The 16,426-nt window shown below is 40.9% G+C and carries 20 protein-coding genes; 19 read left to right on the plus strand and 1 reads right to left on the minus strand.

Annotated features, from left to right (window positions below):
* Positions 1-76 precede the first annotated feature (76 nt).
* The 13 genes from DDZ16_RS14200 (at position 77) to arsB (ending at position 10,311) form a co-directional block, all read left to right on the plus strand.
* On the plus strand, positions 77-877 hold the full coding sequence (locus DDZ16_RS14200; protein WP_109265151.1) for an SDR family NAD(P)-dependent oxidoreductase: 801 nt from the start codon (positions 77-79) through the stop codon (positions 875-877).
* A gap of 200 nt (positions 878-1,077) precedes the next feature.
* The gene (locus DDZ16_RS14205; RefSeq protein ID WP_109265251.1) at positions 1,078-2,079 is read left to right on the plus strand and encodes an aldo/keto reductase; all 1,002 of its coding nucleotides are present in this window, start codon (positions 1,078-1,080) and stop codon (positions 2,077-2,079) included.
* Between the two features lie 478 nt (positions 2,080-2,557).
* Entirely contained in the window at positions 2,558-2,869 is a 312-nt protein-coding gene (locus DDZ16_RS14210) for an ArsR/SmtB family transcription factor (RefSeq protein WP_109265152.1), read from the plus strand.
* Positions 2,870-2,926: 57 nt separating this feature from the next.
* Positions 2,927-3,163 (plus strand): thioredoxin family protein, encoded by a 237-nt coding sequence (locus tag DDZ16_RS14215; protein WP_109265153.1) that lies wholly within the window; start codon positions 2,927-2,929, stop codon positions 3,161-3,163.
* Positions 3,164-3,222: 59 nt separating this feature from the next.
* Complete coding sequence (locus DDZ16_RS14220) at positions 3,223-3,666, plus strand: nitrophenyl compound nitroreductase subunit ArsF family protein (RefSeq protein WP_109265154.1); 444 nt, start codon at positions 3,223-3,225, stop codon at positions 3,664-3,666.
* Between the two features lie 12 nt (positions 3,667-3,678).
* Entirely contained in the window at positions 3,679-4,377 is a 699-nt protein-coding gene (locus tag DDZ16_RS14225) for an aromatic aminobenezylarsenical efflux permease ArsG family transporter (RefSeq protein ID WP_109265155.1), read from the plus strand.
* A gap of 132 nt (positions 4,378-4,509) precedes the next feature.
* Complete coding sequence (locus DDZ16_RS14230; protein WP_109265156.1) at positions 4,510-5,826, plus strand: permease; 1,317 nt, start codon at positions 4,510-4,512, stop codon at positions 5,824-5,826.
* Between the two features lie 198 nt (positions 5,827-6,024).
* Positions 6,025-6,495 (plus strand): hypothetical protein, encoded by a 471-nt coding sequence (locus DDZ16_RS14235; RefSeq protein ID WP_109265157.1) that lies wholly within the window; start codon positions 6,025-6,027, stop codon positions 6,493-6,495.
* On the plus strand, positions 6,495-7,292 hold the full coding sequence (locus DDZ16_RS14240) for a cation transporter (protein ID WP_109265158.1): 798 nt from the start codon (positions 6,495-6,497) through the stop codon (positions 7,290-7,292). The genes DDZ16_RS14235 and DDZ16_RS14240 overlap by 1 nt, the downstream gene beginning before the upstream one ends.
* Positions 7,293-7,575: 283 nt before the next feature.
* Positions 7,576-7,905, plus strand: coding sequence for an ArsR/SmtB family transcription factor (locus DDZ16_RS14245; protein WP_109265159.1), 330 nt, complete (start codon positions 7,576-7,578; stop codon positions 7,903-7,905).
* Between the two features lie 74 nt (positions 7,906-7,979).
* The gene (locus DDZ16_RS14250) at positions 7,980-8,405 is read left to right on the plus strand and encodes an arsenate reductase ArsC (protein ID WP_109265160.1); all 426 of its coding nucleotides are present in this window, start codon (positions 7,980-7,982) and stop codon (positions 8,403-8,405) included.
* Positions 8,402-9,190 carry an arsenite methyltransferase gene (locus DDZ16_RS14255; RefSeq protein ID WP_109265161.1) on the plus strand — a complete coding sequence of 263 codons (789 nt, stop codon included), beginning with the start codon at positions 8,402-8,404 and terminating at the stop codon, positions 9,188-9,190. Before DDZ16_RS14250 ends, DDZ16_RS14255 begins: the two co-directional genes overlap by 4 nt.
* An 89-nt stretch (positions 9,191-9,279) precedes the next feature.
* A complete protein-coding gene (gene arsB / locus DDZ16_RS14260; RefSeq protein ID WP_109265162.1) occupies positions 9,280-10,311 on the plus strand; it encodes an ACR3 family arsenite efflux transporter in 1,032 nt (343 codons plus the stop codon).
* Positions 10,312-10,585: 274 nt separating this feature from the next.
* Here the strand turns inward: arsB and rbr are convergent, their stop codons facing one another.
* Positions 10,586-11,164 carry a rubrerythrin gene (gene rbr / locus DDZ16_RS14265; protein ID WP_109265163.1) on the minus strand — a complete coding sequence of 193 codons (579 nt, stop codon included), beginning with the start codon at positions 11,162-11,164 and terminating at the stop codon, positions 10,586-10,588.
* A 219-nt stretch (positions 11,165-11,383) separates the two neighbouring features.
* Here rbr and DDZ16_RS20865 point away from each other — a divergent pair, with 219 nt between their 5' ends.
* The 6 genes from DDZ16_RS20865 to DDZ16_RS14290 all read left to right on the plus strand — a co-directional run bounded on the left by DDZ16_RS20865 (position 11,384) and on the right by DDZ16_RS14290 (position 16,370).
* Positions 11,384-11,527, plus strand: coding sequence for a hypothetical protein (locus DDZ16_RS20865; RefSeq protein WP_198416726.1), 144 nt, complete (start codon positions 11,384-11,386; stop codon positions 11,525-11,527).
* Between the two features lie 176 nt (positions 11,528-11,703).
* Positions 11,704-12,630 (plus strand): SMP-30/gluconolactonase/LRE family protein, encoded by a 927-nt coding sequence (locus DDZ16_RS14270; protein WP_109265164.1) that lies wholly within the window; start codon positions 11,704-11,706, stop codon positions 12,628-12,630.
* A 167-nt stretch (positions 12,631-12,797) separates the two neighbouring features.
* Positions 12,798-13,547 carry a hypothetical protein gene (locus DDZ16_RS14275; RefSeq protein ID WP_146192242.1) on the plus strand — a complete coding sequence of 250 codons (750 nt, stop codon included), beginning with the start codon at positions 12,798-12,800 and terminating at the stop codon, positions 13,545-13,547.
* Between the two features lie 5 nt (positions 13,548-13,552).
* Complete coding sequence (locus DDZ16_RS14280) at positions 13,553-14,113, plus strand: RNA polymerase sigma factor (protein WP_109265166.1); 561 nt, start codon at positions 13,553-13,555, stop codon at positions 14,111-14,113.
* Positions 14,100-15,332 carry an outer membrane beta-barrel protein gene (locus DDZ16_RS14285; protein ID WP_109265167.1) on the plus strand — a complete coding sequence of 411 codons (1,233 nt, stop codon included), beginning with the start codon at positions 14,100-14,102 and terminating at the stop codon, positions 15,330-15,332. Before DDZ16_RS14280 ends, DDZ16_RS14285 begins: the two co-directional genes overlap by 14 nt.
* A gap of 135 nt (positions 15,333-15,467) precedes the next feature.
* A complete protein-coding gene (locus DDZ16_RS14290) occupies positions 15,468-16,370 on the plus strand; it encodes a DUF4382 domain-containing protein (protein ID WP_109265168.1) in 903 nt (300 codons plus the stop codon).
* Positions 16,371-16,426: the final 56 nt, after the last annotated feature.

Genomic DNA, 16,426 nt, shown 5'->3' on the forward strand with positions numbered 1-16,426 from the left:
CAGGGGCCAGAAAAGTGCAGAGAACAGAATTTAAAAATCTTTGCCTGAAGGAAATAAACCCTAAAAAGAATGTTTCATGGAAAATAAGAAAGTATATCTCATTACAGGTGGCAGCTCGGGCATTGGATTGGCCATTGCAGAGGCCCTGACAGCCAACAACAGCCAGGTGATATCCATAAGCCGCAGTGAAGAAAAAATAAACCGGGCTCTGAATGAAAAGCCTCAACTTAAGGGGAAGGTTGACTTTATTCCGGGTGATGTTTCCAACGAAGAAAGCATCACGCAACTAAGGAATTACATTGAAAAGAAATACGAGGTAATTCACGGCCTGATCAACAGCGCCGGAGTTATTTCAGTGGGCAACCTTCAGACCTTGAATTCCGATGACTGGCAAAAAATGCTGGACGTCAATCTTACCGGCCCCTTCCTGATGACCAAAACACTTTTACCACTTCTCAAGAAAGCCAATGGAGCCTCTGTGATCAACATTTCATCCATCGCAGGTTTGCGTCCCGGCACCAGCATTGGCTATTCGGTTTCAAAAGCCGGACTGGATATGTTAACCCGCTTTCTGGTTGCTGATCTTGGCCCCTATAACATAAGGGTCAACTCCATTAACCCCGGGCTTGTAAAAACGCATCTTCATTTCGACAATGATCTTATTTCAAACCAGCAAGATTACGACAAGATGGTGGAAGGAGCTCGTGTCCGTCACCCGCTCAAGAAGGTGGGTGAACCTCAAGACATTGCCAACATGGTGAAATTTCTGGTTTCTGATGAAGCCTCATGGATCTCGGGAGCCATTGTACCGGTTGCGGGTGGTGTTACGGAAGAAAATAGCTTTTTGATGCCCAAGGAAGATGCAATTCTTAAGTAAGATAAATCAACCAAAGGCCGTTCCCCTAAAAATCGACTCAACTGCAATCAGATAAGAAAATACAGTAAAATATTTTTCTTATCTTAGAATACGTTTTTTAGTCAAAAGGCGCAATGATTGGTTCGGAGTATAAAGATTTTTTACCTTGTTCAAATCATTTACACCTGATCATTGAAGCCGGTAACCAAAAATTTATCATCATGTATGAAAGACGTGAATTCTTAAAACACCTGGCACTGCTTACAGGCAGTTTGATGGTTCCTTTCCCAAATCTTGCAGGCTCCAAAAATGATAAATGGGGCGAAATACTTCCCTTACGAAAGTTGGGCAAAACCGGAGAAAACGTCACAATGCTTGGTCTGGGCGGCTTTCATGTGGGATGGACTACTGAAAAAGATGCTCAGGAAGTAATAGAAACTGCCATCGAAGGCGGAATAAGATTCTTTGACACCGCAGAATCATATGATAGCGGAGGAAGTGAGAAGCGTTACGGTAGATACCTTGTGCCAAATTTCAGAGATGATGTTTTTATTATGACCAAATCTACGGCCAGAGACGGAGCTACGGCACTGCAACACCTAGAAGGATCTTTGAAAAGATTAAAGTGCGATTATGTGGATTTATGGCAGGTTCACTCACTCCAAACACCTGAAGATGTGGATAATCGAATAAAAAACGAAGTTTTAGAAGTCTTTGAAAAAGCCAAGGCAGAAGGAAAAGTAAAACATATTGGTTTTACGGGCCATGCTAATCCATTTGCTCACCAACGGATGCTGGATCAAACCTCTGAAAAGGATTTTTTTGAAACTGTACAAATGCCCATAAACGTAATTGACTCCCATTTCCATAGCTTCATAAAAAATGTTTTACCTACTGTCCTTGATAGACAATTAGGTGTATTGGCTATGAAAACGCTTGCCGATGGCCGTTTCTTTAAAGTGAAAAAAAGAATTGACAAAGTACAATGGGAAACAGATGACCCTCTAATTCCTGATCATTTATCCATTGAAGAAGCTCTGAAGTTTGTATGGTCGCTTCCCGTAAGTGTTTTAATAACCGGTGCTGAAAACAAGAAATTTCTTCAGGAGAAAATAAGTCTCGCCAGAAATTTCTCCAGGATGTCGGAAAATGACAGGACAGAACTGGTCAACCGGGTCTTTAAAATGGCCGGAAACCAAATAGAATATTACAAAAAAGCATGAAGATTGTCCCCCTGGGCGCCCACCTAAGAAGTGGGCTTCTTTTTTTCTGGGCAATATTTAAACTTCCTGAGAGGTCAAACTCCCAAATATATGCCCTCTAAATTTATTAAATGTGTTTGCTTTTCAATAGATCGTCAGATTTTTTGATAAAAAACGCAAGACAACTATTAATGTATTAATTTTCTGCACCTTAGCCAGCAATCACTTTTAAATACAAATAACTAAATTGCGGTGCATTGCAAAAGTTAAACGGAGTATTGCTTTTAAAACAACGCTTCTATTGATTGCCTTAATTGATAAGGGAAAAATCATTACCCTAAAACTAACTTTTAATCCCCAATGAGAACAACAGCATCTTTTCATTCTTCACTATTCATTAAAATAACTATTTTTGCGCGACAGGGGTAATATAAGCCATTTTAACCCATGTCATTCTGCCTCAATATTCAAACTGTTCACCATTAGCTAACATTAAACAATGATCAAACAAAATATAAAACCAGTCGCACCCTCCACTGAAGAGCAAAAGCTGGCCCGATATGCAAAAGCCCTTGGACACCCCATCAGGGTTTATATTTTAAATTTGCTGGCCAATCAGGCATGTTGTTACAGCGGAGATCTTTCGCAGGAGTTGCCCATTGCTAAGTCAACCCTGTCGCAGCATCTTAAAGAACTGAAGGAAAGTGGTCTTATTCAGGGGCAAACAGAACCTCCCCGCATCAAATATTGCGTTAATAAGAACAACTGGGAGGAAGCTAAAAAAATGTTCAAAGATTTTTGGGCACTGTAGTTTTTTTATACCTTTGTTCGCAATTCTACGAACAACGAACTGTAAAAGTTAATCATTATGGATATTAAAGTATTAGGCACCGGATGCCCCAAGTGCAAAACTCTTGAGAAAATAACCCGTGATGCAGTTGAAGAACTGGAATTAGATGCTACTGTTTCCAAAGTTGATGACATTATGGACATCATGCAGTACAATGTAGCCAAAACACCTGCACTTGTGGTAGATGGAAAAGTCTTAATCAAAGGCAGCCTACCCTCTTATGAGGCCTTGAAGAAAATGCTTGCCGGAGAATAAGCGTTTTTAGGGAAAGTCGCCAAGTCTACATTCATTCAAAAAATCTAAACCGTTAAAAAATGAAAAAGCAATTTTCGATCATTACATCTGTATTGTTATTAACACTAATTGCAATTACCAGCTCCAGCTGCAAGTCAACGCCTCAAAAGCAAGGCAATAGCAAGGAAGAGTCATCCGAAATGATCACCAAAGCTTCTAATCTGTCTGAAGTGGAAGTTTATTATTTTCATGCTACCCGCCGTTGTGCTACTTGCGAGGCCGTTGAGGAAGTTACCAAAGAGGCATTGGCAGAGGAATTTGGAAAAGACATCTCATTCAATTCCATCAACAGGGAGGAACAAACAGATCACCCACTGATCAAAAAGCATAACATTAGTGGTCAGACCTTATTGATCGTAAAAGGCAATCAGACTGAGAACCTGACCAACTTCGCCTTTATGAATGCCAGAACCAATCCTGAGAAACTAAAAACCAAAATCAAGGAAACCATAGAATCTTTGTAACCCATTCATCACATGGAATTCTTACAAAATCTTCTTGAAAATACAGAGCTTCCATTTCTAACGGCATTTTTATTGGGACTGATGACTGCCATCAGTCCCTGCCCATTGGCTACCAACATTACAGCCATCGGGTTCATCAGTAAAGACATTGAGAGCCAGAAGCGTGTTTTTATTAATGGATTGATCTATACACTTGGGCGAAGCATTTCCTATACCACCATTGGATTGTTATTCTTCTTTGGAGCCAGCCAGTTCGAATTCGCCGGCTTCATTCAGGAATGGGGAGAAAAAGCCATCGGACCATTACTAATATTAGTGGGCCTTATGATGTTGGGAGTAATCAACATTAATATTCCCGGATTGGGTAGTATCACCAATAAGTTAACCTCAAACTCGGGAAACGGGTTCCGGGGTGCATTACTTTTAGGAATTGCTTTTGCTCTGGCCTTCTGCCCTTACAGTGGCGTACTCTATTTTGGTATGCTTATTCCTATGACGGTTTCGAGCGTAAGCGGACTCTATCTGCCTCTTGTTTTTGCTCTTGGAACCGGTATCCCGGTAATTATATTTGCCTGGCTCATTGCATTCTCGGTAGGGTCTATTGGTAACACATACAACAAATTAAAGACTTTTGAGATTTGGTTTCGACGGGTAGTTGCAGTTTTATTTATCGGGATAGGCATATATTACACGGTATTATTTTTCATGTAAAAATGATAGAATCTCAAAGACAAGGAACTGTTTTGTACAGTCCGGTGTAATCTTTTACCCGGAATGAAATAAATCTTTCTATTCTTTCAATTACTTTGCGTTTTTGCGCCTCTGCGTTTAAATTTTAAAATAATGGAATTAAAAAAAGAGCTCAAAATATTAGGCTGGATCATAGCCATTTTTCTTTTTGCCTTCTTTATGCCACTAGACAGCGCCCGCTTCCAGGAGGCCATCATGGCAACTTTTGATTTGACAAAGTGGTATGCTCAGGAGCACGTAATTTTGTGTTTGTTACCTGCCTTCTTTATTGCCGGAGTAATAGCAGTTTTTGTCAGTCAGGGAGCCGTCATGAAATATTTTGGGGCCAACGCAAAAAAGTGGTTATCATATACAGTAGCTTCCGTTTCAGGCACTATCCTGGCGGTTTGCAGTTGCACCATTTTGCCTCTCTTTTCGAGCATTCACAAGCGGGGTGCAGGCCTGGGGCCGGCCATTGCCTTTCTTTACAGCGGACCGGCCATTAATATTTTAGCAATAATACTTACAGCGCGTATTCTTGGTATTGAAATGGGAATTGCACGCATTATTGGAGCAGTTGTGTTTGCCGTCGTCATAGGCTCAATTATGTCACTCATTTACAACAAAGAGGAAAAAGCCAAGCGCGAGGAGCAAATGAACTTCCCTAATGTACCTGAGGAGCGGCCTATGTGGCAAACAGCATTTCATTTCTTCACACTAGTTTTGATTCTTGTCTTTGCCAACTGGGGAAAACCAGCCGGGGATGTCACGAGTGGAACCTGGTATTGGCTGTGGGCCCACAAATGGCATTTCACATCATTTTTCTCCCTTTTGCTTGTATTTTCACTTCTCTACATTCTCAAACTCAAGTGGCAATACGTTTTGCTTGGGGTGATTGCAACAGCCGCTTCAGCATTTCTGACATCTTCTCCCCTTGTCCCCATGGTCGTTGGCATTGCTGCTTTAAGCATCATCACCCTTACCGACAAGAAAAATGAGGAAAACCGGGAGTGGACAATTTCTACCTGGGATTTTGCTAAACAAATTATGCCACTTCTGGCAATAGGCGTTGTGATTGCAGGGTTTCTTTTGGGATCTACTCATGGTGATACGGCCATGGCCGGAATAATCCCCAATAATTGGATTGCCTCTCTTGTAGGAGGAAATTCTCTATTCTCTAACTTTTTTGCATCCATTGTTGGAGCCTTTATGTATTTTGCCACCCTTACAGAAGTGCCCATCCTGCAGGGACTGATGGCTGCCGGCATGGGCAAAGGTCCGGCACTCGCTTTACTATTAGCTGGTCCATCACTTTCACTTCCCAACATGTTGGTAATTCGCGGAGTAATGGGAACACAAAAGACATTGGTATATGTCGGACTGGTAGTTATTATGGCAACTGTTTCAGGGTTAATCTTTGGTGCCCTGTAATAGGTTCTCAACGAACTACTCATTTACCACCTCGATTTTAGAGTAAAAAGACATTACGAACATTTGATTGCATATAGTGTTTTCTTCGAAAATAACTGATTTAGCTATTGGCAAAATGAAACTAGCATGATGGATAATTTACATCCTGATTGATGGCAATTAATACCAGGCTCGTTTCTATCCGTAAATTAAATTACAATGAAGAAATATCTGACAGTGATCGTTTTCCTGCTAATGGCAGGCTCAGCTTTATCGCAAGACAATAATGTTAAACCGTACAAATTAATCATGGGTGCCAGAGTCAACCCTTTAGTTATTTATGATTTTGACGGAAACCGAAATGAAGCGGTTCGCCTGCATGGCGAAATTGGATTAATGTGGAACAAAAAATGGTATTTTTCGTTTGGGTACACACCTTATATGAACAGCCTTTACACTTTCAACGAGTATTGGTTTTTAGGAATGGATAAAAAAATCCCTGTTTCGATCGTTGCTTCGGCTGAATATATGGCAGACAACGACAAATTCATTTTGCAGGGTGGCCCCAACATGAAGCTTCAGGGTGGAAATGTTTTTGCATTTTTGTTTACCCCTGCAGATAAGGTTGATTGGGGCCTTAAACTAGGAGCTTTTATTCCCCTGAACGTCATTTTAAAGGAAAGAAAATAATGCAAAAGTCGACATACAAGATTTCGAAGATGGATTGCCCATCGGAAGAGAACCTTATCCGCATGAAACTCGATGGCATAAATGATATCAGGCATTTGGAGTTCGACATCGAAAATCGAAGCCTGACTGTTTTCCATTTAGACGGCAATGACGAGATCACAAAGGAACTTGAAAGCCTGAAACTGGGAGCCAATCTGGTAAAAACAGAATCCACAGATGATTCCGACTTTTATGCAAAAAGCGTAAAGGGGCAGTCCAAATTATTATGGACCGTGCTTCTAATCAATTTCAGTTTCTTCGTTATAGAAATTACCACAGGTTTTATCTCGGGGTCAATGGGATTAGTAGCCGATTCGCTTGACATGCTTGCCGATGCTGCTGTTTATGGCTTGAGCCTTTGGGCCGTTGGGACAGCCGTTTCCCGAAAAAAGAAGGTTGCCCGACTCAGCGGTTATTTCCAAATAGCCCTGGCAGGATTTGGCTTGATTGAAGTTATCCGGAGATTTATTGGGGTTGAGGCCATCCCGGATTTTCAAACCATGATTATTGTGTCATCACTGGCACTTGTTGCCAACTCGGTTTGTCTCTATTTACTTCAGAAATCGAAAAGCAACGAAGCCCACATGAAAGCCAGCATGATATTCACCTCCAATGATGTTATTATCAATGGCGGAGTTATTATTGCCGGAGTTTTGGTTTTGATCACTCAATCGAAATACCCGGATTTGATTATTGGCGCCATTGTATTCATGATAGTGGTTAGAGGGGCAATCAGAATTTTGAAACTGGGGAAATAGAGAAATAATGTAATAAATATTAATGCTTTCAACTACCATTTCATGCATCAATTAGTCAAAGACCTCCGTTTTAGGCATTTACTGACCGGAGTGGCAATTATCACCATGCTTTTCTTAGCAGGCTGTGCTTCCTCCCGCCAGGCAGGGAGACATCAAGCATTGCCATGCCCATGCTCCAGACAAAAGTGATATCAACAATTGGTCTGGGATAAAACCCAATATCAATGACGTATAATTACGTCACATCAAATATTTGACGTATATTTGCGTCAAATTAGCAAAAATGGTACTTGCAAAAACAACCTTATTCGATTCTGATCTACAGGAAGCCGCCCAACTTTACAAAGCTTTGGGGCATCCTGCACGCCTGCAGATCTTGCGTTACCTGGCCGATACAAAGAGTTGTATTACGGGCGATATTTCTGAAGAATTGCCATTGAGCAGAACAACAGTCAATCAACATCTGACTGAATTAAAGAAAGCCGGACTAATCCAGGGGCATGTAAACGGCAAGCGCACCAATTACTGTCTGAATCCTGAAAAAGTAAAAGTATTAAAGAAAATCTATAAATCATTTATAGAGGAAATTGAGGCAAATAATCTGGAGTGCTGATAAGTTATGCGATTCCCACATTTGCAAGAGGTTTAAAATTCCATTATAAAAAATAACGACTAAAACATAAAAACATGAAGATTCTAATTTTATGCACGGGAAACAGCTGCCGAAGCCAAATGGCGCATGGATTCATGCAATCCTTCAACCCGGAATTGACCGTTAAATCAGCCGGAACAGAAGCATCGGGCAAGCTCAATGCCAATGCTGTAAAAGCGATGAAGGAAATCGGGATTGACATCAGTCAGCATACCTCTGATTCTGTAAATAAATATATTAATGATGAGTGGGATTACGTTATCACCGTATGTGGAGGAGCTAACGAAAACTGTCCGGTGTTTACGGGTAAAGTAAAGCATCGCCTGCACATGGGCTTTGACGACCCTTCGCATGCCACAGGCAGTGATGAGTTCATATGGAGTGAATTCATTCGTGTGCGCGACGAGATTAAAGAGACATTCCAAAAATTTTATAAAGAAGAAATTGAACCTCAGTTATGAACCCACAAGATTTAAAACTCATTGTTCAGGATAAATACGGGCAAATTGCAGAGGGGCAAAAATCGTGTTGCGGTGGCGACAGTTGCTGCTCTTCAGTTGACTATACAGTTTTCAGTGAGGATTACTCATCACAACAAGGATATAACAAGGATGCGGACTTCGGTCTGGGGTGTGGGCTGCCCACAGAGTTTGCTCAAATTAAAGAGGGCCATCATGTATTGGACCTGGGAAGCGGAGCCGGGAATGATTGCTTTGTCGCCAGAACTCAAACCGGCGATGCAGGAAAAGTGACCGGCCTGGATTTCACCGAGGCGATGATTCAAAAGGCCAAAGAAAATCTGAAGAAAACAGGTTTTAAGAACATTGAATTTGTTCAGGGCGATATTGAAGAGATGCCATTTTTCGATGCATCATTCGATGTGGTAATCAGCAATTGTGTGTTGAACCTGGTACCTGATAAGCAAAAAGCTTTTGCAGAGATATTCAGAGTGCTAAAACCCGGTGGTCATTTTTCTATTTCTGATGTGGTGATCGTTGGGAATCTTCCTGAAAGTCTGAAAGAAGATGCTGAAATGTATGCCGGTTGTGTTTCCGGAGCCATCCACAAAGATGAATACATTTCCATTGTCAAAAGACAGGGATTCTCTGGCATTACTGTTCAGAAGGAAAAAGAAATCGTTTTGTCAGATGAAGTTCTGCTGAATCACATCAGTGCTGATGAGCTGGAAGCCTTTAAGCAGTCAGGAAGCGGAATTTTTAGCATTACATTGTATGCTAAAAAGTAGTTGCTACGCAATTGCTTCTTTACCAGGATCCAGAAAGGTTAAATAAACTCTTTGTCTTTGAGAATCTTGGCGTTAAAACAAGAAAAACTATGAGCAACGAAAAAAGAAAAATAGGATTTTTTGAAAAGTACCTCACCATCTGGGTAGCACTGGGAATTTTAGGCGGAATTGGAATTGGCCACTTTGCCGGGGATTCCATTGAAGTTATCAGCAGCCTGGAAATTGCCAAAGTTAACATTCCAGTGGCCATCCTTATATGGCTCATGATCTATCCCATGATGTTGCAGGTAGATTTTTCCAGCATCAAAAAAATAGGGAAAAGGCCCAAAGGAGTGGTTTTAACACTTATCGTAAACTGGCTTATTAAACCATTTACCATGGCCTTTTTTGCCTGGTTGTTTTTCTCAAATTTGTACCAGGCATGGATTGACCCGGCAATGGCTGGCGAGTATATTGCGGGTGCCATTATTCTGGGGGCAGCGCCATGTACAGCCATGGTATTTGTCTGGTCTTATCTCACAAATGGTGATCCCAATTACACATTGGTACAAGTGTCCATCAACGACCTGATAATTTTGGTGGCTTTTGTGCCCATTGTAGGCTTGTTGCTGGGTATTACGAATATCAGTATCCCCTATGACACCCTTGTCGCCAGTATTTTAATTTTCGTAGTGGTACCATTGGTGGCAGGCGTTATCACTCAAAGGCTGCTTATCAAAAGTCATGGAAAGGAGTGGTTTAAAAACATTTTTATGCCGAAACTTAAACCCGTAAGTATTGCGGCATTGCTTATAACCCTTGTTTTGTTGTTTGCTTTTCAGGGACAAAACATCGTAAATAATCCTCTCATTATCTTATTGGCTGCAGTTCCGCTGGTCATTCAGACCTATTTCATATTTTTCATCACGTGGTTTGCAGGCAAAAAACTTAAACTCCCCCACCCCGTTTGCTCTCCGGCAGCAATGATTGGGGCCAGTAATTTTTTCGAACTGGCTGTGGCAGTGGCTATTTCACTCTTTGGATTGCAATCACCAGCTGCTCTGGTAACTGTTGTTGGAGTTTTGGTGGAAGTGCCGGTTATGCTTTCATTGGTAGCTTTAGCCAATAAGTGGAAGTATTAGATTGCTATTAAAGTTAATTATGTGGTAATATAAAACACAGCAGAAAACTTTATTTATAAAAATTGAGGGCTTCACTCAAAGTGAAACCCTCAATTCATAATTCATATCTTAGTTGAATACTCCGTTAAACTTTTACAATAGATTCGTAATCAATTGATTATAAGAGCACTCTCTTTTTTATTAATGTGCAGAATTTCAGCATGATACGAATCATCTTACATCTAATATCTATCCCGAAGCATCGGGACTAACGATCTATTGTTACTTGAATTTCCTAATAGTTCTCAGGCTCAATTTCGAAATGCTCCTGAGAATGGTTACATGCAGGACAGGCTTTTGGTGCCTTATTGGCCTCATGCACAAATCCACACACACGACATCTCCAGCGAACTTTTTCTTCCCGCTCAAATACTTTCCCTTCATCCACATTCTCTTTAAGCTTACGGTAACGGGCTTCATGCTCTTTCTCCACCTTGGCAATATTTTTAAAAACATTGGCCACTTTCTGAAACCCTTCAGCTGCAGCCACCTCAGCAAAATGAGGATACAGCTCTTCCCACTCTTCGTTTTCACCTGAGGCAGCTTCCGCGAGGTTCTCCGAAGTGGTTCCCACTTTTCCGGCAGGGTATGTAGCTGTAATTTCTACAGGACCACCTTCCAGGAATTTGAAAAAACGCTTGGCATGCTGCAACTCCTGCTCAGCAGTTTCCAAAAAGATGGCTTCAATCTGACGGTATCCCTCTTCACGGGCCTGTTTGGCAAACATAGTATAACGACTTCTGGCCTGTGATTCACCTGCAAAAGCTTTCAACAGGTTCTTTTCTGTCTCAGTTCCTTTTAATGACTTTTCCATTTTTATCTATTTAATTTTGATTTTTACTGTTTCATTGTTCGAAAATAATATTCCACCAATTGAGAATGAAACCAAATTAGAGAAATACTAAGAAACTGTTTAAATTTTGCTTTTAGAAGATGTTTTTGAAGACTTGAGTTCTTAGACAAGTCAAAATTGACACGAATAGCAACGCTTTTTAGTGTCGGTCTATAATGTCTGCTTTGAAATAGAGTAGTCATGTGTCTGGTCAGAAAGTTCCAGTTGCAATCCCGAGGCTTCGGGAGCGAAGCCCCTAAAAGCGGAGTCCATATGCTTCTGGATGAGCATTTTGGTGGCAAGCACAACGCAGCAAATGGGACTTTATGGACAGGCACTATTTAAGGAAATTTTGACGAAGTATAAGAGCTCAAGACCAGAAGACATCCAAAAGGATAAAACTTAAACAGTTTCTAAAATCTCGTAAGTATATAAATAAGAATGCGCTCAACCCAATAATTGCGATTTAACTTGGTAAAATGTATTTTTACACAATACACACACTTTTAAAACATAAAAAAATGAGAACATTCATTACAATGGCTGCAGTTTTGCTTCTAACTTCCTGCAGCGGAATTTTAAAACCAGTAGAAGATACCCCTTCAGCCCAACTTGGCGAAGGTGCTGTCTGGCATCCTGAAAAGGAAGCTCTATTGTGGGTTGATATCATCGAAGGCAGGGTATTTATGTACAAACCCGGTGAAGGCATGATCCAAAATGTTGAGTTGGGAAGTATGGTAGGAACAGTTGTACCGGCTTCGGGAAAATACATTGCTGTAGCAGCTCAGGAGACAGGCATTTTCGGACTCACCAGCGATGGCATACCGGAATTGATAGCGGAATTTCCTTCAAGTGCAGGACAAAACGTGAGATTTAATGATGGGAAATGCGATCCAATGGGACGTCTTTGGGTCGGAACCATGCACAAAGAACAAATTGAAGGTGCAGCTGATCTGTTTATGCTCCGGGATGACACCATGATTATTAAACAACCGAATGTTACTATTTCCAATGGCATCGTTTGGGATACCAATAAAAACCTGATGTATTACATCGATACCCCCACCCAGAGTGTTTACGCTTATGACTATGACAATGAAACGGGTGAAATATCAAACCGCAGGGAAGTGATAGAGGTTCCAAAAGAAAAAGGCAGTCCGGATGGCATGACCATAGACTCTGAAGGTATGTTGTGGATTGCCCACTGGGGAGGTAACGGGGTTTACCGCTGGAACCCGGAAACAGGGGAATTACTTGACCGCATCGATGTTCCTGCCCCCAATGTTACTTCATGTGCTTTTGGCGGACCTGATCTTTCAACGCTTTACATCACCACCGCCCGTGTAGGTCTGACAAAAGAACAGCTGGCTGAATACCCGTTAAGTGGCTCCCTATTTTCGATCAAAACTGATTTTAAAGGACTTGAAGCCTATTCTTTTGTCGAATAGAAACAGAAGAGACCATACTCATTTTCCTCGTCATTCCTTTGTCATTATTAGGACCAAGGGAATGGCGATTCTCATTATAAAAAAGTTTGCAACCATATTTAACATTCATCTTTCCAACCTTTTGTAGATTTGTGCGTCTACAAAGAAAACAACAATAGAAAATGTTTATGCGGGGTTTTATAATTGCTATTGGATTCATTTTCCTTTTCACCGGATGTAAAAAGGACGAGCTCACCCTACCCGCTAATGTAGATTTTGTTTTTGAATTAAATCCTTTTGAAACCAGCGGCGAAAAAAGCGACTTAAAATCAACGTTTGCAGAAGGAGAAAACCCACAAAAAGACAAAGGCAATCAATTCAAAGACCTCATCATAGACAACGCCACAGCGTTTATTACGTCTATTGAGATTGAAGGCATCCGTGAGCAGGGAGGAGATGTATTTTTAATATCGGAATTCGATCCGCCCGTGGAAATCAATCTTCAGAATGAACAGGTTATAAGCAGCGATATTTCTTTTGATATTCCTCAGGGAGTATATGAAAAGTTGGATATCCAATTCAACATGGGCGATGCCACCCATCCGGCTCTTGATTTTCAGGGAAGTCTGAACCAGGGAAATTCATCTGCCATCCAGTTCCGTTTTTCATATGTTCCAATGGAAATCATTCAGGTACGGGCAACGCGGGTTAATCCCTCCGAAAAGATTGTATTGGACAAACACAAAAACTCACAGGCAAAAGTTACTTTAAATGCAGAATACCTTTTCCAAAATTTCACGCTGGACCACTTAAATGATGTTACCGCCATCAATACGAACAATGGAAAAGAAGTAAGAGTCAATAACAAAAACAACAAATCGGTATTTGGATTAATGACTGGCAGACTTGAACAGTCCATCTCAGTCATTTTTGAATAATTTTCATGGAAAAAGAACCCTTTCCGGAAGAGGAGATTATACAAGGTTGTAAAAAGGAAAAGCGATATTATCAGGAATTATTGTATCGCCGGTTTGCCCCTACCATGTACGGGGTGTGTATGAGTTATGCCAAAAACCGTGAGCAGGCCGGTGACATTCTGCACGATGCCTTTTTGAAAATATTCAGAAATATTAAATCGTACAACCACAGCGGATCGTTTGAAGGATGGATTCGTCGTATTGTAACAAATACAGCCATTGACCAAATGCGGAAGAAAAACAAAGATCTTTCGTTGATTACTGAAGACATACCAGACTCTGCAGATAATGAAGATATAAAAAAGCCCGGTATAAATATGAATGAACTGCTGGAGCAGGTAGCCCGGTTGCCCGAAGGTGCCAGAGTGGTTTTTAATCTTTATACACTTGAGGGTATGAATCATTATGAGATTGCCGAAAAACTAAATATTTCTGTAGGTACATCGAAGTCCCAGTTTAGCAGGGCAAAAAAAATGCTTCAAACCTGGTTAAATGAGATAATACATAAACGAGATGGATTTTCTTGAATGGTATAAAAATAAGATCACTTCGGGTGAAGAAGAGCCTCCATCAAGACTCTGGGAAGATATCCAGAATGACCTGGATATTGACAGAGTGTACAATCGGCTGGAGACCTCTTTACGCAAAGACCGCCGTAAGGTCTGGCTAATAAGAGGCGCAACTGCTGCAAGTATTGCACTTTTACTTGGGTTGGGGGCAATCTTGTTTTTCCTTCCCATGCCTGAAAAGCCATCAGTTGCCGACAATCAAACCACACAAACGCCCCCTGATTCTGCAACCAACAACCAACAAGACAGTAAAGCTGACTCTGTAAATGCACCATCCACAACACTAATCGGAGCTTCTGTTAAACAAGCCACCCTGGTTGCACTATCGGATGCAAGGATAAAAACAAAACCCATTAATATCATTACTACAAATACATTGACTTTTAAAGATACTTTAGCTAAAAAGTCTTTAAAAAAAGCCAATTTTGAAATGGATTTTGAAAAAAAATCAGGGCTTGAATTCTCCCTGCCTGAACAAGAGTATATTTACACCCAAACTGACATAAATCCGTTGCCTGAAAAGTCATCAGGTTTTGAATCCCTTGCCAATTTTAACAAACCAAAATCTGCATTCTCCGATTTCACAATCGGTATTTCAGGAGAATTGGCCAACACCTGGGTGTTAAATAACAAAACCATCGAAGGCCTGAATCCTGAAGATTTCACAGCAACACGTCCCACTTTTGTCGGGAATTATGGGCTTAATTTTGCCGCTAACCTAAGCAAAAGGTGGGAGTTGGTTTCAAAAATCAATTTTACACGTAAAAACAGTCAAAGCTACAACGAATACATTCAGGGAAAATATGTAGGCAACACCATCAATCTTAAATACTTCGATTTTGCTCTTATGGGGCGTATTAAGCCTTTTCGGAAAAATCTCAATCACAATCTCTCGGCCGGCCTCTATACTGCTTTTTTACAAGATGCCACCCAAAACATCGATGGAGAACAATCCAATATTACATCCGATTTCTCCAATACCGATTTCGGACTTATTGGCGGATATGAATACAGGGCTCCTTTGACCGGAGTTTTAACTTTGAGTACCGGAGTTTTTTACAGGATGGGTTTGAAAAACATCTTTGCCGGAAATCAACTGGTTTCCAGAGAACTTAACCATTCCATCAATACATCCTTAAACTTTACTGTGTCCGTTGATTACAAATTTTCTCTTTAATTTTTCCAACCCTTTTTAATACCTCTCGTCTTTAAAACAAAGAGTTCTTATCAAAAGCTATTACAGCTCGGCAAAAAGCGGAATTGAGGTATTATTAAGAATTCAATTTTTGAACAATAAAAATCAAGGGTTATTATGCGCAAGTTATTATTTCTGACACCATTATTAATTTTACCTCTCATTTTTGGGGCATGTAGTGAAAATGACAACAATGCCACAGAAAAAGGGCAAATAAAGCTTTCCATCACAGATGCTCCGTTGGATGCTGACAACATTTCAGAGGTAAACATTTCTGTAACAGGTGTTCAATATCAGAATGAAGATGGTGAATGGGCCACATTTGAAGGATTTGAAGGGCCACAAACCCACGACCTTCTGGATCTTACACGTGGAGAATCAGAGTTACTGGGATCATTTGAAATTGAAGCCGGAACATACACACAACTCCGCTTCATGCTGGATGCTGTTGAAAGAGGCGAAAGTTCTGTTTCAAATCCCGGTTGTTACCTGGTATTTGAGGACGAAAGTGAACAGCCATTGTTTGTTCCCAGTGGAAGTCAAACCGGTTACAAAGCAAATGGTGAGTTTACTGTGCCAATGAATGGTGTTGTTTCTGTTACAGCAGATTTCGATGCAAGAAAATCAGTAGTGAAAGCAGGCAATTCAGGGAAATACATCCTGAAGCCAACCATCCGGCTGATTGTTGAAGACCAGGCTGGTTCTATTGCAGGAATGGTTTCAAATGTTCCTGAAGGAAGTGAAGCCATGGTTTACATTTACGAGAATAATACATACAGCGAGGAAGAAGAAGCAGAACCAGTAGAGGAAGAAGCTGTTCGGTTCGCCAATGCCATCTCCAGCGACATGGTTGATGAAACAGGCATGTACAAACTGGCATTTCTGGCACCCGGAACTTACGACCTTGTTGTTGTTGAAAATATTGACGGCGAATTCAGCCAGGTACTAGGAATCGTTGAAGACGTTGAAGTTGAAAGCATTAATGAAACGACTTCTGATATCAACATTGAAGAACTTTAAGTTTTCTTTTGAACTTTTGGGTTAGGGTTAAGTTGTGAAAAGCCTGTCTGCAAACG

Source organism: Marinilabilia rubra, assembly GCF_003121985.1.
Lineage (GTDB): Bacteria > Bacteroidota > Bacteroidia > Bacteroidales > Marinilabiliaceae > Marinilabilia > Marinilabilia rubra.